We start from the raw sequence: 19877 nt of genomic DNA, 5'->3' as shown, positions 1-19877 counted from the left end.
CCCCCGTTTCTGGTCGATGAAAGCCGTGATCGAGCTACCTCGTGCTCCACCTGGCAAGCCTACTCAAGCGAACCATCCGAACGCTGCGCGTTTCCAATCGTCCGCTCGATGAGCTTCGCCGTCTCGAGGCCGATTCCGGGTACCGCGGTGAGTTCCTCGGCGCTCGCGCCGCGCAGTCGCTTCACCGAGCCGAAATGGCGGATGAGTGACTTCGTTCTTGCCGGTCCGATGCCGGGAATTTCCGCGAGCTGGGTATGAATATCGGTCTTCCGGGATTTGCGCTGGGCCACGATCGCGAAACGGTGGGCTTCGTCGCGAAGCCGCTGCACGAGAAACAACGCTTCGGAGGAACGCGGCAGGATGACCGGGAACGGGTCGTCCGGGAGCCAAAGCTCCTCGAGTCGCTTCGCGATGCCCGCGATCGTGATCTCGCCCTCATGACCGCTGTCTCGCAGCGCCCTGGCCGCCGCGGCCACCTGGGGCTGGCCGCCGTCAATCAGCAGCAGCTGCGGACGATACGCGAATCGACGCTTTTCCTGCACGACCGTTGTACCCTCGTCGCCTTCGGCGCTCGCGTGGGCCAGCGCATCCTGGGCCGGCTGTTCCGCCTGCTCGTCCTCGTCAAGGCGCGCGAGTCGGCGCATCAGTGTCTGGTAGATCGAGTCCGTGTCGTCGGTCGAGTCCGCGATATTGAACCGTCGGTAGTCGCGCTTTTTCGGCAGGCCGTCCTCGAACACGACCATCGAAGCGACGATGCCGGTGCCCTGCAGGTGCGATACGTCGTACGCCTCGATCCGCAGCGGTGCCTCGGGCATCCCGAGCGCCTCCTGCAAATCGTTGAGCGCGTCGGTGCGTGCGACGTAGTCGGCCGTGCGCTTGAGCTTGTACTGCTTGAGCGCCTCCATCGCGTTGATGCCGGCGGTGCGCAGCAGATCGGCCTTGGCGCCCCGCTGCGCGGTGCGCAGCTGCACTTTGCTGCCCCGGATCTCGGTGAGCACTTCGGCGAGCGCCTCGGCATCGTCCGGCAGCGTTGGCACGATCACCTCGCGCGCGGGCCGCTGACTCTGCTCGCCGTACACATCCTGCAGCACCTGCTGGACGAGCGTGCCGCGATCGACGTCGAGTTCCTTGTCGAGCACCCAGCCACGAACGCCGCGAACGCGGCCGCCACGAACGGCGAAGAGCTGCACAGCAGCGGATAGCTCATCCTCGACGATCCCGTAGACATCCGCGTCGGCGGAATCGGGCAAGACGACGACGGACTTCTCAAGCAGCGTCTCCAAGGCCCGGACGCGGTCTCGCAACTTAGCAGCATCCTCGTATCGGAAGTCGGCCGCGGCCTCGTTCATCTGAACGGTGAGCTCCTCCGCCACGGATCGGTCGTAGGTCTCCATGAAGTGCACGAAGTCGTCGACGACGGCGCGGTGCTCAGCAATCGTCACCTTCTGCGAGCACGGCCCGCCGCACTTGCCAATCTGCCCGGCGAAGCACGGCTTCCCCGTATCCATCGCACGGCGATAGTTCGTGTCATTGCACGTGCGAATCGGGAACACCTGCAGCATCAGGTTCATCGCCTCGGTCACCGCATAGACCTTGGGGAACGGGCCGAAGTAGAGGGCGCCGCGGATGCGGTGATTGCGCGTCATGAGCACGCGCGGCGCCTCGTCCGCGAGTGTTACCGCCATGTACGGGTAGGACTTGTCGTCCTTGAGCCGCACGTTATAGGGCGGCGAATACTCCTGAATCCAGGTGTACTCGAGCTGAAGCGCCTCGCGCTCGGTGTTCACGACAGTCCACGTCACGTCGACTGCGCTCGTCACCATCCGCCGAGTGCGCTCGGGCAGTGTTTCGAGCGGCGCGAAGTAGTTCGACAGGCGAGCCCGAAGATTCTTTGCTTTGCCGACGTAGAGCAGTCTCCCGTTCGCCCCGAGCCACCGGTAAACGCCCGGGCCGGTCGGAATGTCGCCCGTCTTCGGTCGCCATTCCAGGTAGGTACTCACTTCGCTCCCGCAAGCTCCCGGCTGCCCAGGATCTCGGCGAGGAACTCCCCCGTTGCGCTTTCGGGCACCTTGGCGACCTGCTCGGGCGTGCCGGTGGCGACGACGGTGCCGCCACCCGACCCGCCCTCGGGGCCCATGTCGATCACCCAGTCGGCGCTCTTAATCACGTCGAGATTGTGCTCGATCACGATGACGGTGTTGCCCTTCTCGACGAGACCATCGAGCACGAGCAGGAGTTTGCGGACGTCCTCGAAGTGCAGCCCGGTGGTCGGTTCATCGAGTACGTAGATCGTGCGGCCGTTGGTGCGGCGCTGGAGCTCGGTCGCGAGCTTTACACGCTGTGCCTCGCCACCCGATAGCGTGGTCGCCGACTGTCCGAGTCGGACATAGCCGAGCCCGACGTCGACGAGCGTCGCGAGGTAGCGGTAAATCGCCGAGATCGGCTTGAAGAACTCCGACGCCTCCGAGATCGGCATCTCGAGCACATCCGCGATGGTCTTGCCCTTGTAGTGCACCTGCAGGGTCTCGCGGTTATACCGCTTACCGTCGCAGGTCTCGCACTTGACGTAGACGTCGGGCAGGAAGTTCATTTCGATCTTGATCGTGCCGTCACCGCGACACTCCTCGCAGCGGCCGCCCTTGACGTTGAACGAGAAGCGTCCGGCCTGGTAGCCGCGCACCTTCGCCTCGGGGGTCTCGGCGAACAAATTCCGGATGCGGTCGAACACGCCCGTGTAGGTGGCCGGGTTCGAGCGCGGGGTGCGCCCGATCGGCGCCTGGTCGACGTGCACGACTTTGTCGAGCTGCTCGATGCCGGTGATGCGCGTGTGCTTGCCCGCGACGCCCCGCGCGCCGTTGAGCTTGTTCGCGAGGGTGCGCTCGAGCACGTCGTTGACGAGCGAAGACTTGCCGGAGCCCGAGATGCCTGTGACGGCGGTCATGATGCCGAGCGGGAAATCTACGGTAACGTTCTTCAGGTTGTTCTCGCGCGCGCCGACCACGGTGATCTTGCGGTTCTTGTCGAACTTTCGGCGCTTGCTCGGCACCGGGATGCTGCGACGTCCCGCGAGATAGTCGCCCGTGATCGAGCGCTCGTTGGAGAGGAGTTCCGCGTAGCTGCCCGAGTGCACGACTTCGCCGCCGTGTTCGCCCGCGCCCGGCCCGATGTCGACGAGCCAGTCGGCGGTGCGGATCGTGTCCTCGTCGTGCTCGACGACGATGAGCGTGTTGCCGAGATCGCGAAGGTTTTCGAGTGTCGCGATCAGTCGGCGGTTGTCGCGCTGGTGGAGTCCGATCGAGGGCTCGTCGAGGACATAGAGCACGCCGGTAAGACCCGCACCAATCTGCGTGGCCAGGCGGATGCGCTGGGCTTCGCCGCCGGAGAGGCTCCCCGCCGCTCGAGCCAAAGTGAGGTAGTTAAGCCCCACCTGGGTGAGGAAGGTGAGCCGCGCGCGGAGCTCGCGGAGCACCTGCGCGCCCACCTTGGCCTCGCGCGGCGTCAGGTCGATCTCCTCGAAGAACGACTTGCTGTCTTCGAGCGACATGAACGTGACGTCGGCGATGGACTGCCCGTTCACGGTGACCGCGAGCACCTCGGGGCGCAGTCGCGCGCCGTTGCAGCTCTTGCAGGGCACGTCGCGGAGGTACTGGACCCAGCGTTCACGCTTCGCATCGCTTTCCGCCTCGGCGTACTGACGCTCGATGTACGGCACGACCCCTTCGAACCCTGAGGCATAGGTGACCTGCCGGCCGAACCGGTTTCGGTAGCGGACGTTGACCTTGTAGTCCTTGCCGTGCAGCAGCGCCTGCTGCACGGACTTCGGCAGCTTCCGCCATGGGGTGTTGAGGTCGAAACCGAGTTCCTCGGAAAGCGCCACGAGCAGCCGCTCGTAGTACTGGTACAACGACTTGCCCTGGGTCGACCACGGGAGAATCGCGCCCTCGTTGATCGACGCATCCGGGTCACCGATCATGAGGTCCTCGTCAACCGCCATGCGGATGCCGAGGCCGTCGCAAGTCGGGCACGCCCCGAAGGGCGCGTTGAAGGAGAACGTCCGCGGCTCGATCTCGCTGAGCTCGAGCTGGTGCCCATTCGGGCACGAAAGCTGCTCCGAGAAGCTTTGGTATTCATCCTCGCCCTCGCGGTCGACGAACTGCACGAGCATCCGCCCGTTCGCGAGGCCGAGCGCGGTCTCGACCGAGTCGGTCAGCCGGTCGAGGAGGTCCTCGCTCGCGACGAGGCGGTCGACGATCACCGCGATGTCGTGCTTATACGACTTCTTGAGCTTCGGCGGGTTGCTGAGCTGAACCCGCTCGCCGTCAACGAGCGCGCGCGCAAAGCCCTGCTGCGAGAGCGACGAGAAGAGGTCGACGAACTCACCCTTCTTCTGCTGCACGACCGGCGCGAGCAGCTGGTAGCGCGTGCCCTCCGGGAGCTCCATGAGCTCATCCGCAATCTGCTGCACCGTCGACGAGGTGATTCGCTCACCGCACGTCGGGCAGTGGGCAATGCCGATGCGCGCCCAAAGCAGGCGCATGTAGTCGTAGATCTCGGTGATCGTGCCGACCGTCGAACGCGGGTTGCGGTTCGTCGACTTTTGGTCGATCGAAACGGCCGGGCTCAGGCCCTCGATAAAGTCGACGTCGGGTCGATCCACCTGGCCGAGGAACTGACGAGCGTACGCGGAAAGCGACTCGACGTAGCGTCGCTGGCCCTCGGCGAAGATGGTGTCGAACGCGAGCGAAGATTTTCCCGAGCCTGAAAGCCCCGTGAACACGACCATCTTGTCGCGCGGAATTTCGAGGTCAACATTCTTCAGATTGTGCACGCGCGCATGCTGAACACGAAGCGTTGACTGGCCGATGGACTGGCTCGTAGATTGGGGACTCACCACGCCAGGGTACTCCGCACCTCCGACATTTTCTTCGAATCTCTCAACGAGCGAACAGCGCCACAAATACCGCCGTCTGAGCGCTTCACGCGGTCGCGACTACCAGTTCCCGCGCATCGCTTTCTGCCGGATGCCCGGGACGATTCGATCCGCAACCCGCAGCATCCCCTCGGCGACGTGCGCGTTCCCGATACTGCGCCGATTCGCGATAATCAGCAGCAGCGTTCCCTGAATCTCATAGTCAAACTCCTGGCCGTACTCCGAGAATTCGTGCATGAAATCGGGAGTCATCAGCTCGAGCATCGCCGGCTCGTTACCTTCCTCGACCCAGGTCGTGAAGTGTTCTGGGAAGTCACCCTCGAGGTCCCAGCGCTTGAGACTGCCGTAGCCGCGGAACAGTCGCTTGTTGCTGACCGAATCAAGCACGAAGTGGGGCGCGCGCACCCCCAAATCAATCGCGATATACGCGTATCGCGCGAGCACCTCGGTGGTGCGAGTATTGCTGTCGCCCGCATCCGAGGAATCGCGAGTCGCCTCGAAATCCCCGAACTCGATGCGTCGACCATCGACTTGCCCGGTCACGACCCGGTGGTGGTCGATGTCGTCCGCGTTGATTTTCATGACCACGGCCTGGAATCGCGGCCCCGGAAGGTCCCCCTGGTAAGCAAACCCGTTCTCCTGGGCAAACTTCGCCATCCGCTGCGACGCAAACCATCGCTTGACGAATCGGCGCAGCATAAAGATCGCGGTGCCGAGGAAAATGAGGCCGAAGGAGACGAGACCTGCCGTGAATATCCGCAGGATGGTCACGGGCGCTGACTGCATCTGATCCTCAGCGGGGAGTCCGCCGAGGATCTCAGGCAACGTGACAAGGTATCTCCCGGCGGCCACGAGCATGCCGATCCCCATGACCCCGAGTACCACGCAGACGAGCGTGGTAAAGATCACTTGACCGGGACGCTCACGTAACGCGCCCCTAATCGACCCGCCTCGTTCGTTGAGCGCGCCGAGCTGCACGCCGTTGAATCCGCTTATCGTCATCGGGTTGCCTTCCCAACTGCCAGAGCCACGGGATTACTTTGTCACATGTCCCGCAGTCTGAATCGCGCGGAGATCCTTCTTGAGGTCGGCGAGCTCGTCTCGCAGCCGCGCCGCCAGCTCGAACTTCAGCTCGGCGGCCGCGGCCAGCATCTGCTCGTTGAGGTCCGCGATCATTTCTTCGAGCGTCGCCGCACCCTCGGCCCCGATGCCCTCGCGCGTGAGCTTTGGCGTCGGCTGCCGTTTCTTGTTCCGATCGCTGCCGGCCAGCAGCTGGTCAGTGTCGCGCCCCTCGCGCATGAGGACCTCGGTGATGTCGTTGATCTTCTTGCGCAGCGGCTGCGGGTCGATGCCGTGCTCCTCGTTATACGCAATCTGCTTCTCGCGTCGGCGCTCTGTCTCATCGATCGCCTGCGTCATCGCCGCGGTCATCTTGTCGGCGTACATGTGGACCTCGCCAGACACGTTACGGGCGGCACGGCCGATGGTCTGGATGAGCGAGGTCGCCGATCGCAGGAACCCTTCCTTGTCCGCATCCAAAATCGCCACGAGCGAGACCTCCGGCAGGTCGAGGCCCTCCCGGAGGAGGTTAATGCCGACGAGCACGTCGAACACGCCCGCGCGCAGCTCGCTGAGGAGCTCGACGCGCTTGAGCGTATCGACGTCGGAGTGCAGGTACCGCACGCGGACCCCGTGCTCGCCGAGGAAGTCGGTGAGGTCCTCGGCCATGCGCTTCGTGAGCGTCGTGACAAGCACGCGCTCATTCTTTTCTACCCGTGCCTGCACCTCCTCGAGGAGGTCGTCGATCTGCCCCTTCGAGGGCTTCACGACAATCTTCGGGTCGACGAGACCGGTCGGGCGGATGATCTGCTCCACCACGCCGTCGGCCTGCGAGAGCTCGTACTTGCCGGGTGTCGCCGACAGGTACACGGCCTGCCCGATGCGCTCCTTGAACTCGTCCCACGTGAGGGGTCGGTTGTCGAGCGCGGAGGGCAGCCGGAATCCGAAGTCGACGAGCGTGCGCTTGCGCGACGCGTCACCCTCGTACATCGCGCCGATCTGCGGCACGGTCACGTGCGATTCGTCGATCACGAGCAGAAAATCGTCCGGGAAATAGTCGAGCAGACAGTGCGGCGGCTCCCCCGACTTGCGCCCGTCGAGGTGGCGCGAATAGTTCTCGATGCCCGAGCAGAATCCGAGCTGCTCCATCATCTCGAGGTCGAAGGTCGTGCGCATTTCCAGTCGCTGCGCCTCGAGCAGCTTGTTTTCGCTGCGCAGCTGCTCGAGTCGCCAGCGGAGCTCATCGCGGATGTCATCCATGGCGCGCTGCATGACGTCCTGGCTCGTCACATAGTGCGAGGACGGGAAGATAGAGACCGAGTCGGCCTCGCGGACGACCTCGCCGGTGAGCGGGTTCAGCATCGAGATCGCGTCGACCTCATCGCCGAACAGCTCGATGCGCACCGCGAGCTCCTCATAGACCGGAATGATCTCGATCGTGTCGCCCTTGACCCGGAAGGTGCCACGCTCGAATGCGACGTCGTTACGCGAATACTGCATGGCGACGAACTTCCGGATGAGGTCCTGCCGCGAGATGATGTCGCCCACGTGGAGCGCAAGCATCGAGTCGTAGTATTCCTCGGGCTTGCCGAGGCCATAGATGCAGGACACCGTCGAGACCACGACGACGTCGCGGCGCGAAAGCAGTGAGTTCGTCGTGGAATACCGCAGGCGCTCGACCTCGTCGTTGATAGACGAGTCCTTCTCGATGAAGGTATCGGTCTGCGGCACGTATGCCTCGGGCTGGTAGTAGTCGTAGTACGACACGAAGTATTCGACGGCGTTGTTGGGCATGAGCTGCCGGAACTCGTTCGCGAGCTGCGCCGCGAGCGTCTTGTTGTGCGCCATGATGAGCGTCGGCCGCTGCACCTGTTCGATCAGCCACGCCGTCGTCGCCGATTTGCCCGTACCGGTTGCGCCCAGCAGCACCACATCGGTCTCACCCGCGTTGATGCGCTTCGCGAGTTCCGCAATGGCCTGCGGCTGGTCACCCGCCGGCTGGTATTCGCTAATGACCTCGAACGGCCTGACGATTCGAGTAGGTTCCATTGCTCTAGCTTAGGCAGGGATGCGCGGCTTTCGGCGGCTAGGACGCTGGCAGCGCAATCGTGCTGGAATTGCACGCGCGTGGAATTGCTCGCCCGTTGGAATTGCGCCGCGCATCCACCTACACTCTCCCCTATGTCCGACGTCACCCGAGCAACCCGATACGGAGTCTTGGCCGCTGACGCCGACCACGAGATTGAGATCAAGCGCTCGCGATTCATCTGTTATCTCTCGCGTGTCGAGGATGAGTCCGAGGCCAGGGATTTCGTCGGACTCGTCCGCGCAGAGCATCGCCTCGCGCGTCATCACTGCACCGCATTCGTGATCGGTGCCGACCGCATGGTGCAGCGATCAAACGACGACGGCGAGCCCTCCGGCACGGCCGGGCTCCCGATGCTCGAGGCGCTCACGCTCTTCACCCGGCCCGGCGAATCGGCCGCGGACCTCTCGGACACGATCGCCGTCGTCGTGCGTTATTTTGGCGGGGTGCTGCTCGGTGCCGGTGGCCTCGTGCGTGCCTATTCGGATGCGGTGTCCCAGGCCCTGGGTGTCGCCGAGTTTCGTACCCGGCAGCGGATGCGCCTGCTCACCCTCCCGGCGCCGCACGCCGACGCGGGCCGGTGGGAGAACGAGCTTCGCGCCGCGGACATCGAGGTGATCGGCACCGATTACGAAGCCGCGGATGCCATCCTGCGCCTCGCGGTAACCGACGAGGCGCAGGAGATCGAGACCGTCGCCCATCGTGTCGCGGCGCTCACGCAGGGACGCGGAACCCTCGGTGACGCGGGCGTGTCGTGGGTGGATCTCACGCCCTGACCGACCGCGAACGACTAGCTGTCGATGTCGCTAGTTGTCGCGGCTCCTAGTTGTCCATACTGCGTTCTTCGACCGGGACCGTGATCGGCGCCGTGTCGTAGTGCACCTCATCCTCGTTACTGCTGTGCCGCAAGTCGAGGCGGGCGAAGAGCTCGTCGACCTGGTCGAGGGTCTCCGGAATCGCGCGCGTGGTGTCGATCACCACATCCGCGATCATGCGCCGCTCCTCGTCGCTCACCTGCGCGTCGATCCGCGCCTGCGCTTCCTCCGCGCTCATCCCGCGGTCCTCCATGAGTCGCTCTCGGCGCACGTCGGCCGGTGAGTCAGCGACCCAGATAAAGTCGTAGTCGTAGTTGGTGCGGTTCTCGGCCAGCAGCGGGATGTCGTGCACGATGATCGTGTTCGGGTCCTCCGCGCTGACCTCCGCGATCATCCGCTGCGTGTACCTCCCGATCTCGGGATGCGTGATCTCGTTGAGGGATTTGAGCGCTTCCTCGTCATTGAAGACGATATCGGCGAGCGCCTTGCGGTCGAGCGTGCCGTCGGCGTTGATGACCGACTCGCCGAATCGCTTGGCAATCTTGCCGAGGGCCGGCTCTCCCGGCTCGACCACCTTTCGGGCAATCTCATCCGCATCGATGATGACGGCACCAAGCTCACGAAGTCGTGTCGAAATGGTCGTCTTACCCGAGGCGATACCTCCGGTTAGTGCAATGGTGATCACTTCGGTACCTCCAATCCGAGACTCCCGCGACGCCGCGAAAGTGGTTTGTGTCTTGCTGCCAGACTACTCACCTCTACGCGCAGATGGCTGGATGTCCGCACGTGTCGCAGCATGGGAAACGGCGACGGCCGCGTCGGGATTCTCCCAACGCGGCCGTCGCCGTAATTCGCGCTACGCGCTTCGCTTAGTTGCCCGAGAGCTTCTCGCGCAGTGCCGCGAGAGCCTCATCGTCAGCGAGGGTACCGCTCGAGTCGTTCGACTCGCTCGAGAAGCTCGATGCGCCCGAAGCTGCCGAAGTCTCCTCGACCGGGGCGTTCGCCTCGGCCTCGAGGGTCGTGCGGACCTGCTCCTTGTGTGCTTCCCAACGGGTCTGAGCCTGGGCGTACTCCTGCTCCCATGCCTCGCGCTGTGCTTCGAAGCCTTCCATCCACTCGTTGGTGTCCGGGTTGAAGCCTTCGGGGTACTTGTAGTTGCCCTGCTCGTCGTACTCGGCGAGCATGCCGTAGGTGGCGGGGTCGAAGTCGGTGCCATCGGGGTCGACGCCCTCGTTCGCCTGCTTCAGCGAGAGCGAGATGCGGCGACGCTCGAGGTCGATGTCGATGATCTTGACGAAGAGCTCCTGGTTCACCGAGACAACCTGGTCGGCGGTCTCGATGTGCTGGTGCGAGAGCTCCGAGATGTGCACGAGGCCCTCGATGCCGTCGACGACGCGAACGAACGCACCGAACGGAACGAGCTTGGTGACCTTGCCCAGGACGATCTGACCGATCGCGTGGGTGCGTGCGAGCACCTGCCACGGGTCTTCCTGCGTTGCCTTGAGCGAGAGCGAAACGCGCTCGCGGTCCAGGTCTACCTCGAGCACCTCGACGGTAACTTCCTGGCCAACCTCGACAACCTCGGAGGCGTGGTCGATGTGCTTCCAGCTGAGCTCCGAGACGTGGACGAGGCCGTCAACGCCGCCGAGGTCGACGAACGCACCGAAGTTGACGATCGACGAAACGACACCCTTCCGAACCTGACCCTTCTGGAGGTCGTTGAGGAAGTTTGCGCGGGTCTCCGACTGGGTCTGTTCGAGGAGCGCACGGCGCGAGAGCACGACGTTGTTGCGGTTCTTGTCGAGCTCGAGAATCTTCGCCTCGATCTCCTGACCCAGGTACGGGGTCAGGTCGCGAACGCGACGCAACTCGATGAGCGATGCGGGGAGGAAGCCACGGAGCCCGATGTCAACAATGAGACCACCCTTGACAACCTCGATGACGGTACCGGTAACGACGCCGTCCTCTTCCTTGACCTTCTCCACATCGCCCCAAGCGCGCTCGTACTGCGCACGCTTCTTCGACAGCAGAAGGCGGCCTTCCTTGTCTTCCTTCTGGATGACAAGTGCCTCAACCTCGTCGCCGATCTCAACAACTTCGTTGGGGTCGACGTCGTGCTTGATAGAGAGTTCGCGCGAGGGAACAACACCCTCGGTCTTGTAACCTACGTCGAGGAGCACCTCGTCGCGGTCGATGCGAACGACGGTACCGGTGATGAGGTCACCGTCGTTGAAATACTTCATCGTCTCTTCGACCGCGGCGAGGAAGTCCTCTGCAGTGCCGATGTCGTTGACGGCGATCTGCTTTGTTGCCGAATCGGTCGTGATGTTCGTCATGTAGTTAGTGCTCCAGCTGGATGGATAATCGGCCCAGCCAATGGCTCGAGACGAATAACGACGGAGCACACTAGCCAGGAATACGGATAGTTAATGCGCACAAGAGTGCGTCACCACCCTACCCGAAAAGTTATGAGAACTCCATTTCACCTGGCAGTTCACTGACTATTGTCTAGGTCGAGCGTGCCGTTTTCGCTAAAGCACCTCGTCATCTGACATGAGCGTCGAACGTATCAGGAATCGCTTCCCCGTTGGGCCCTCGAGCGAGAACCCCGAACCGCGCCCTGGAACGACGTCGACGAGCAGTCGCGTGTGGCGCCAGTACTCGAACTGTTCCTTGGACATCCAGAACTCCAGCTCGCTCGCCGCGGTCTCGCCTCGGCCCGGCAGCGTGAACGTTCCGAGCAGCACATCCGCGCCACCCGTCAGGAACTCCCCCGCGGGGTAACACATCGGCGAAGAGCCGTCACAGCAACCGCCCGACTGGTGGAACATGAGCGGGCCATTGCGTTCAGCAAGTTCTTGCAGGAGCTCCACCGCGCCGGCAGTCAGCGCGACGCGCGATTTGATCTCCCCCTCGATTGCCGCCCGCGATTCGATTACCGACTGGGGCATCGCATTGTCTATTTCAACCATTGGTTTTCCTTCGGTTTGGCGGTGGATGCGTCGGGTCGCGACCCGCAATCGCGTCGCGACCCGACGCATCCACCGCGCTCGCGAGCCTTCTACAGGTAAAATCCCGCGGGGTTCTCGTCGTAACTGACGAGAAGGTTCTTCGTGTTCTGGTAGTGCTCGAGCATCATGAGGTGGTTCTCACGACCGATACCCGAGGACTTGTAGCCACCGAATGCGGAGTGCGCGGGATACGTGTGGTACTGATTCACCCATACGCGGCCCGCCTGGATTGCGCGGCCCGCGCGATACGCGGTGTTCTGCAGTCGGGACCACACGCCGGCGCCGAGCCCGTAGAGCGTGTCATTGGCCTGGCTGATTGCATCGTCGAAATCGGTGAACCTCGCAACCGACACGACCGGTCCGAAGATCTCCTCCTGGAAGATCCGCATTTTGTTCTGGCCCTCGAAGATGGTCGGGTTCACGTAGTAGCCGCCTTCGAGTTCGCCGCCGAGCTCCGCGCGTGAGCCGCCGAGGCGAACGTTCGCGCCCTCCTGCTTGCCGATGTCGATATAGCTCAGAATCTTCTCGAGCTGATCGTTGGAGGCTTGGGCGCCAATCATCGTCTCGGTGTCGAGCGGGTTGCCCTGCTTGACGCGCTTCGTGCGCTCGGTGACCGCATCCATGAAGTCGTCGTAGATCGATGCCTGCACGAGTGACCGTGACGGGCACGTGCACACCTCTCCCTGGTTGAGGGCGAACATCGCGAAGCCCTCCTGGGCCTTGTTCCAGTACGCGTCGTCGTGCATCATCACGTCTTCGAAGAAGATATTCGGTGACTTGCCGCCGAGCTCGAGCGTGACGGGAATGATGTTCTGCGAGGCGTACTGCATGATGAGGCGGCCCGTCGTCGTCTCGCCGGTGAACGCGATCTTAGCGATGCGCGGGTTCGACGCGAGCGGCTTGCCACACTCCACACCGAAGCCGTTGACGATGTTGACGACACCAGCCGGAAGCAAGTCGCCGATGAGTTCGAAGAGATACAGGATGGATGCGGGCGTCTGCTCCGCGGGCTTCAGCACCACACAGTTACCGGCGGCGAGGGCCGGCGCGAGCTTCCACGTGGCCATGAGGATCGGGAAGTTCCACGGGATGATCTGGCCCACGACGCCGAGCGGCTCATGGAAGTGATACGCCGTCGTATTCTCATCGAGCTGCGACAGCGTGCCTTCCTGCGCACGGATCACGCCAGCGAAGTAGCGGAAGTGATCGATCGCGAGCGGGATGTCGGCGGCGAGCGTCTCGCGGACGGCCTTGCCGTTTTCCCAGGTCTCGGCGACGGCGATCTTTTCGAGGTTCTCCTCCATCCGGTCGGCGATCTTGTTCAGGATGATCGCACGCTCGGCTACCGAGGTCTTGCCCCAAGATTCCTTCGCCGCGTGGGCAGCGTCGAGTGCGGCCTCGATGTCCTCGGCAGTGCCGCGGCCAACCTCGCAATAGACCTGACCGGTGATCGGGGTGACGTTCTCGAAATACTCCCCCTTGACGGGGGCGACCCACCCACCACCGATGTAGTGCTCGTAGCGCGAGCGATAGTTCATGATGGCACCATCGGTGCCGGGGTTTGCATACACAGTCATTGTGCTCCCTCAGACGTCTTTGTCGTGGATTTCAACTACGCGAACGATCGCGTACGGGCCATTCAATGTCATGGACTTGCGAAAGACCTGCCACCGTACCTAACGCGGTGGCAGGTCTCCCCTTGTGTGGCCCGCAACTCCAGGCGCGCCGTCTCGCGGGCTGCGGTTAGTGCCCGGCCGTTTGCCAGTTCGCGCCGCGACCGACAGAAACGTCGAGCGGCACCGAGAGATCGGCCGCGTTCGCCATTGCGTCGCGCACCAGCGTTTCGAGGTCATCGAACTCGCCGTCGACGACCTCGAACACGAGTTCGTCGTGCACCTGGAGCAGCATCCGCGACCGCATCTCAGCCTCGCGCATCCTGTCGTCGACCTTGATCATCGCGAGCTTGATGATGTCCGCAGCCGACCCCTGAATCGGCGCATTAAGCGCCGCACGCTCGGCATTCTGCCGGGCGACGCGGTTCGTTGAGTTGAGATCGGGGAACGGCCGGCGGCGCCCAAAGATCGTCTCCGTGTAGCCGTCTTCTTTGGCCCTCGCGACCGAGTCGCGAAGGTAATCGCGCACCTTGCCGAAGCGCTCGAAGTACTGCGTCATGAGGTCCTTCGCCTCGCCCTGCGAGATGCCGAGCTGCTTCGAGAGGCCGAACGCCGACAGCCCGTAGACGAGGCCGTAGGACATTGCCTTGACCTTCGTGCGCATCTCGGGCGTCACATCCTCGGGCTCGACGCCGAAGACCTGCGAACCGACGAAGCGGTGCGTGTCCTCGTGACGGTTGAACGCGTCGATCAGCGATTCGTCACCCGACAGGTGCGCCATGATGCGCATCTCGATCTGCGAGTAGTCGGCGGTGAGCAGTTCGACGTAGTCGCCGTGCGTGACGAACGCCTCGCGGATGCGCTGCCCCTCTGGGGAGCGGATCGGGATGTTCTGCAGGTTCGGGTCGGTCGACGCGAGTCTGCCCGTCGCCGCCGCGGTCTGCTGATACGTAGTGTGGATGCGCTCGTCAGGGGTAATCGCCTTGATCAGCGAGTCCATGATCTGCTTGAGCTTGGTCGCGTCGCGGTGGTGACGCAGCGCGCCGAGGAACGGATGCGGGTTCTTTTGCTCGAGCTCCTCGAGCGCCTGCGCGTCGGTCGAATACCCCGTCTTCGTGCGGCGAGTCTTCGGCATGTCGAGCTGGTCGAACAGCACCGTCTGCAACTGCTTCGGCGAGCCGAGGTTGAACCGCTCGCCGCCGACTGCGTCGAACGCCTCGGTCTCGTACTTGGCGATCTGCTCGCCCTGGGCGGTCGACAGTTCCTTGAGCAGGTCGCGATCGGTCGCGATACCCGTGTGCTCCATGTCTCCGAGGATGCGCAGTAGCGGCGTCTCGATGTCGGAGAAGACGGGCTTCGTCACATCCGGCAGGCGACCGGAAGCCGCCTCAGTCGCGCGCTTAGTGAACCACGCGTCGGATGCGGTGAAGTTGGTTTGCTCGTCCTCGAGCGACACGAGCTGGTTCGGGTCTGCCTCGGGAAGTGTCTCGCCAAGATACTGCTGCACGAGTTCGGACAACCGCTTCGGCACGCCCGTCGGGTTAACGAGGAACGCGGCGAGCTTGCCGTCGAGAATCTCGCCTCCGAAGCCGACACCGGCGCGCATCGCCTGCTTGTAGAGCTCCTTGCCCTCGAAGGTGATCTTCGGGGTCTCGCCCGCGAGCCAGTCGAGGAATGGCTGCGCGTCATCCCCCGCGACGACCCGAACGGCCTCCGATTTCGATGCCACGCCCGCCTCGGAAAACTCGCCTTCCACGAACTGCAGCGAGAGACCGAGACCTTCCGGCGCATCCACCACGGCCTGATCGAGCCACGACTTCAAGTCGCCGCCGGCGAGCGAATCCAGAATCTTGACGTCGTCGAGCACACTCGACGTGTCAGTGGTCACGACGGCGCCGTCGCGCTCGCTTGCGAGCTTCAAGACGCGGTCCTGCAGGGTCCGGAACTGGAGGCGCGTGAAGACGTCGCGGACCGCATCCACATCGATCGGCCGAATCGTGAGGTCATCGGGCTCATAGGGAAGATCCACATCGGTGAGGAGGCGGTTCAGTTTGCGGTTGCGGATCGCGTTCTCGCGGTTCTCGCGGAAGGATTCGCCGACCTTGCCGGTGAGCTCGTCCTCGTGCTCAAGGACTCCGTCGAGCGAACCGTACTTGTCAATCCACTTCGCCGCCGTCTTCGGGCCCACCTTCGGAATACCCGGGAGGTTATCGGCCTTCTCACCCACCATCGCGGCGAGGTCGGGGTACTGCTGCGGGTACACGCCGTACTTTTCGTGCACGGTCTCGGGCGTGTAGTGGGTCAGCTTCGAGACACCCTGCACCGACGGGTAGAGGAGCGTCGTCTCGTCATTGACGAGTTGGATGGCATCCCGGTCGCCCGACACCACCAGCACGTCGTAGCCATCGCGCTCGCCCTCGGCGGCGAGGGTCGCGAGGATGTCGTCGGCCTCGTAGTCGTCCTTCTGCATCCAGGTGATGCCCATCGCAGTGAGCGATTCCTGCAGCAGCTCGATCTGCCCCTTGAACTCGGGCGGGGTTTCGTCGCGGCCGCCCTTGTAGTCCTCGTATTCGCGGTTGCGGAAAGACTTCGCGCCCGCGTCAAATGCCACGGCGATGTGGCTTGGGTTGTGGTCGCGCAACAGGCTCAGCAGCATCGAAATGAATCCGTGGATTCCGTTCGTGTGCTGTCCCTCCGAGTTCACGAAACTGTCCGTGGGCAGCGCGAAAAAGGCTCGGAACGCAAGCGAGTGGCCATCAATGACCATGAGGGTAGGCTTTGGCTGATTCTCAGTCACCCCGCTAGCCTACGCGGGGTCACTCACCACTGCGTGTGCATCGAAAGGATGCGCACCGGCCACGCACCAGGAGGAACCACAGACGATGACGTCCAACACCGCCCAGCATGAGCCCGCCGAGCCTCTCGTGATTAACGGGTTGGTCGTGCCTGATCAGGAAACCGTCACGCACGGTAATGGCGCGGGTAACCTCGGCGCCAAGATGGGTGTGCTCTTCATCGAGCTGTCGCCGGAACGGTCGGTGGCCGTAATGCCAGTAGCCGGAAACGAGCAGCCTTACGGGTTCCTACACGGCGGCGCATACTGCGTGCTCGGCGAGAGCCTCGGGTCTGTATCCGCAGCCCTTCACGCGGCGACGCTCACCGGCGGGAAAAACAATTCTGCCGTGGGGATCGATATCAATGCGACCCACACGGCATCGGCTACGCGCGGCTGGGTCACGGCGGAATGCCGTGCCCTTCATCTTGGGCGAAGCCTCACGGTGCACGAGATCGTGATCGCCAATGAGGCGGGTAAGCGCTGTTCGACGGTGCGGATCACGAATATGATCCGCACTCGCCGCTAGCGCAGGCGCAGGCTGCGCTCGGGTTAGTCGTCGGCCTTCGCTGGCTTCTTCTTGGGAGGAGCGAGCTGGTCGATGACGGCCTGGGCGACCTCGTGCATCGTCAGGCGGCGGTTCATCGACGCCTTCTGGATCCAGCGGAACGCCTCGGGCTCGCTCAGACCCATCTTGTCGGTCAGCAGGCCCTTCGCGCGATCAACGAGCTTGCGGGTCTCGAAGCGCTCGCTAAGGTCGGCGACCTCGTTCTCGAGCGCGATGATCTGCTGGTGGCGGGCAAGTGCGATCTCGATCGCCGGGAGCAGGTCGTTCTGCGTAAACGGCTTCACGACATAGGCGAGCGCGCCGGCCTCGGTAGCTCGTTCGACGAGCTCCTTCTGGCTAAAGGCGGTGAGCAGCACGACGGGCGCGATGTTCTCCTCGGTCAGCTGAGCCGCTGCGGAGATGCCATCGAGCTTCGGCATCTTGACGTCCATCACCACCAGATCCGGTCGCAGCTCGCGAGCGAGCGCGACAGCGGTTTCGCCGTCGCCCGCCTCGCCGACAACCTCAAAACCGTTGTCACGGAGGGTCTCGACAATGTCGATGCGGATCAGGGACTCGTCTTCAGCAACGACGACCCGACGGGGAGCAGTAGATGATTCGTTTTCAGTCACGATAGAAGATTACTGTACTGTAATCCTCGAAAGCTTGCCGGCTTGGCGGAATGGTAGACGCGACGCACTCAAAATGCGTTGTCCGAGAGGGCGTGTGGGTTCGAGTCCCACAGCCGGCACACTTGCTTGAGGTCCTTGAGTAGGGCCAAAGGCCCGTATCGATAGGCCTCCGCTCAGTTCGATACGAACCGCTACGCAGTTCACTCAATGAGCTGCGCGGTTCACTCGCTGAGTTCCGCGACCGTCTTCGGGACGGCCTCTTCGCCCGGATGATCGGGCGAGACGTGCACCTGCACCTCCGTGCGGTAGTCCGCGGGCAGCTTCGCCGCGGTCGGCAGAGCCGGCGACCAGTAGTAAATACCGAGCCGCTCCCCCTCGATCTCGTGAATCGGAATGTACATGTCATAGATCGCCGCGAGCTTCCGCGAGTCCATGACCTCCTCGGGCGTGCCCTGCACAATCACGCGACCATCACGCATCGCGATCATTCGGTCCGAATACACCGACGCGAAGTTGATGTCGTGCACAACGAACAGGATCGTCTTGCCGAGCTCGGTCGCGATGCGCCGTAGGTGTTGCATCATGTTCACGGAGTGCTTCATGTCGAGATTGTTTAGCGGCTCGTCGAGCAATACGTAGTCGGTGTCCTGACAGATGACCATGGCCACGTACGCGCGCTGCCGCTGGCCGCCGGAAAGCTCATCAATGTACCGATCCTGCAGCTCCGTGAGGCCCATGTAGTCGAGGGCCTTGTCGACGAACTCGACGTCGTCTTTAGTTAGCCGACCCTGACTATGCGGGAAGCGTCCGAACGCCACGAGGTCGCGCACCGAAAGTCGCACGGTGAGGTGGTTCTCTTGCCGAAGAATCGCGAGTCGCTTTGCCAGGATCGGGGATTTCGTAGTCGACACATCCATGCCATCCACGGTCACAACGCCCGCGCTCATCGGCTCAAGGCGGCTCACAATCGACAGCAGCGTGGACTTGCCTGCTCCGTTGGGCCCAATGATCGACGTGATACCACCGGCGGGGATCTCAAGCGAGACGTCGTCTACGACGACCGAATCGCCGTACCGCTTTGCCACCGATTCGACTGTGATCACGAGAAATTGCCTCCAACGCTGATAGCCAAGCCGGCCATCCAGAATTTCGTTCGGCGCGCCCTCACGAGCGCCTGCCCCGCCGCCGAGTGCGGCATACACACTCCAGTTTCGCATGCGATGCCCACCGCACGCCAAGTTTGCACTAAGGTTAGGTTTACCTAATCAACCCGACCACGGCATCCGCTGGTCGACCCGCCCTACAGAAAGGCGCCATGAAGTCTCCCAAGTTCCGGCTTCTCGCTCTCGCCGCAGTTTCCGCCCTTGCCCTCGCCGGCTGCTCCGCATCCGGCGCCTCCACCGCTGACACCGCGAGCACCGAAGCCGCGGGTTCCGTCACGATCGGGGACAACACGGGCAGCCACGAGATCCAGACCCCCGTTGGGACGGTGGTCGCCCTCGACAACCGCACCTTTGAGACCCTGAGCAGCTGGGGCATCGAGGTAGCAGCAGCCCCCCTCGACATCATGCCGACGACGGTCCCCTACTCCTCGGATGAGAACATCGCCAACATCGGGAACCACCGCGAGCCGAACCTGGAACTCATCGTCGCCGCCCAGCCTGACCTCATCATCAGCGGTCAGCGCTTCACCGAGCACGACGAGGAGATCGCGAAGCTCGTTCCCGACGCGACGATCATCGATCTCGAGCCGCGCGAGGGCGAGGACTTCGGCGCCGAACTCGAGCGCCAGACGCTCGCCCTCGGTGAGATCTTCGGGAAGCAGACCGAGGCCGAACAGCTCGTCGCCGACTTCCAGGCTGCGCGCGACCGCGTGACGGCAGCCTATGACCCCGCGCAGACCGTCATGTCGGTCATCGTCTCGGGCGGGGAGATCGGCTATTCGGCGCCGGGCTCCGGCCGCACCTTCGGCCCGCTCTACAGCATCTTCGACTTCACCCCCGCGCTCGAGGTGTCCGACAGCTCGAGCGACCACCAGGGCGACGACATCTCGGTCGAGGCGATCGCCGCATCCAACCCCGATTGGATCCTCGTTCTCGACCGCGATGCGGGACTCACCGTCCAGGAAGACGGCTACCAGCCCGCTGAAGAGGTCATCGCGAACTCCGACGCACTCGCGAATGTGACCGCGGTCCAGGACGGCCACATCTACTACGTTCCTTCCGACACTTACACGAACGAGTCGATCCAGACCTACACTGAGATCTACAACGGCATGGCCGACGCATTCGAGGCGGCAAAGTAATTTCGCCTCAATTCACGCGCTGAAGTGGTGGGTCTTGGACTTGGTC

Annotated in this window: 14 protein-coding genes and 1 tRNA gene; 4 read left to right on the top strand and 11 right to left on the bottom strand. The window is 63.3% G+C overall.

Going from position 1 to position 19877, the window contains the following annotated elements; all coding sequences use genetic code 11:
* Positions 1 to 59: 59 nt before the first annotated feature.
* The 4 genes from uvrC to uvrB form a co-directional block, all read right to left on the bottom strand.
* Entirely contained in the window at positions 60 to 2000 is a 1941-nt protein-coding gene (gene uvrC / locus GMOLON4_RS03725) for an excinuclease ABC subunit UvrC (protein ID WP_026936660.1), read from the bottom strand.
* Positions 1997 to 4891: an excinuclease ABC subunit UvrA gene (gene uvrA, locus GMOLON4_RS03720; protein ID WP_051266684.1), complete on the bottom strand. Its 2895-nt coding sequence runs from the start codon at positions 4889 to 4891 to the stop codon at positions 1997 to 1999. The genes uvrC and uvrA overlap by 4 nt, the downstream gene beginning before the upstream one ends.
* A 99-nt stretch (positions 4892 to 4990) precedes the next feature.
* Complete coding sequence (locus GMOLON4_RS03715) at positions 4991 to 5932, bottom strand: hypothetical protein (RefSeq protein ID WP_026936658.1); 942 nt, start codon at positions 5930 to 5932, stop codon at positions 4991 to 4993.
* Positions 5933 to 5965: 33 nt separating this feature from the next.
* Positions 5966 to 8038, bottom strand: a complete 2073-nt coding sequence (gene uvrB / locus GMOLON4_RS03710) for an excinuclease ABC subunit UvrB (RefSeq protein ID WP_026936657.1) — start codon at positions 8036 to 8038, stop codon at positions 5966 to 5968.
* A gap of 132 nt (positions 8039 to 8170) precedes the next feature.
* Between uvrB and GMOLON4_RS03705 the strand changes: the two genes are divergently transcribed.
* Positions 8171 to 8851 carry a YigZ family protein gene (locus GMOLON4_RS03705; protein ID WP_026936656.1) on the top strand — a complete coding sequence of 227 codons (681 nt, stop codon included), beginning with the start codon at positions 8171 to 8173 and terminating at the stop codon, positions 8849 to 8851.
* A gap of 46 nt (positions 8852 to 8897) precedes the next feature.
* Here the strand turns inward: GMOLON4_RS03705 and coaE are convergent, their stop codons facing one another.
* The 5 genes from coaE to polA form a co-directional block, all read right to left on the bottom strand.
* Positions 8898 to 9575, bottom strand: a complete 678-nt coding sequence (coaE, locus tag GMOLON4_RS03700) for a dephospho-CoA kinase (RefSeq protein ID WP_084147449.1) — start codon at positions 9573 to 9575, stop codon at positions 8898 to 8900.
* Positions 9576 to 9759: 184 nt separating this feature from the next.
* Positions 9760 to 11226: a 30S ribosomal protein S1 gene (rpsA, locus tag GMOLON4_RS03695; RefSeq protein ID WP_026936655.1), complete on the bottom strand. Its 1467-nt coding sequence runs from the start codon at positions 11224 to 11226 to the stop codon at positions 9760 to 9762.
* Between the two features lie 195 nt (positions 11227 to 11421).
* On the bottom strand, positions 11422 to 11862 hold the full coding sequence (locus tag GMOLON4_RS03690; RefSeq protein ID WP_051266661.1) for a DUF779 domain-containing protein: 441 nt from the start codon (positions 11860 to 11862) through the stop codon (positions 11422 to 11424).
* Between the two features lie 89 nt (positions 11863 to 11951).
* Positions 11952 to 13478: an acetaldehyde dehydrogenase ExaC gene (gene exaC / locus GMOLON4_RS03685; RefSeq protein WP_026936653.1), complete on the bottom strand. Its 1527-nt coding sequence runs from the start codon at positions 13476 to 13478 to the stop codon at positions 11952 to 11954.
* Positions 13479 to 13644: 166 nt separating this feature from the next.
* Positions 13645 to 16281, bottom strand: a complete 2637-nt coding sequence (polA, locus tag GMOLON4_RS03680; protein ID WP_026936652.1) for a DNA polymerase I — start codon at positions 16279 to 16281, stop codon at positions 13645 to 13647.
* Positions 16282 to 16396: 115 nt separating this feature from the next.
* Between polA and GMOLON4_RS03675 the strand changes: the two genes are divergently transcribed.
* Positions 16397 to 16876, top strand: a complete 480-nt coding sequence (locus tag GMOLON4_RS03675) for a PaaI family thioesterase (protein WP_084147448.1) — start codon at positions 16397 to 16399, stop codon at positions 16874 to 16876.
* A gap of 23 nt (positions 16877 to 16899) precedes the next feature.
* Here GMOLON4_RS03675 and GMOLON4_RS03670 read toward each other — a convergent pair whose 3' ends face one another.
* Positions 16900 to 17526, bottom strand: coding sequence for an ANTAR domain-containing response regulator (locus tag GMOLON4_RS03670; protein ID WP_026936650.1), 627 nt, complete (start codon positions 17524 to 17526; stop codon positions 16900 to 16902).
* A 36-nt stretch (positions 17527 to 17562) separates the two neighbouring features.
* Here GMOLON4_RS03670 and GMOLON4_RS03665 point away from each other — a divergent pair.
* Positions 17563 to 17645: transfer RNA gene (locus tag GMOLON4_RS03665), tRNA-Leu, on the top strand.
* 102 nt (positions 17646 to 17747) lie between these two features.
* Here the strand turns inward: GMOLON4_RS03665 and GMOLON4_RS03660 are convergent.
* Positions 17748 to 18629 (bottom strand): iron ABC transporter ATP-binding protein, encoded by an 882-nt coding sequence (locus tag GMOLON4_RS03660; protein WP_084147453.1) that lies wholly within the window; start codon positions 18627 to 18629, stop codon positions 17748 to 17750.
* A gap of 212 nt (positions 18630 to 18841) precedes the next feature.
* On the opposite strand from GMOLON4_RS03660, the gene GMOLON4_RS03655 reads away from it, so the two are divergent.
* Complete coding sequence (locus tag GMOLON4_RS03655; RefSeq protein ID WP_026936649.1) at positions 18842 to 19831, top strand: siderophore ABC transporter substrate-binding protein; 990 nt, start codon at positions 18842 to 18844, stop codon at positions 19829 to 19831.
* The last annotated feature ends 46 nt before the right edge of the window (positions 19832 to 19877 follow it).

Source organism: Gulosibacter molinativorax (genome assembly GCF_003010915.2).
Classification (GTDB): Bacteria; Actinomycetota; Actinomycetes; order Actinomycetales; family Microbacteriaceae; genus Gulosibacter; species Gulosibacter molinativorax.
Note: the sequence above shows the minus strand (reverse complement) of the source record. Positions and strands in the feature narration are given on the sequence as shown.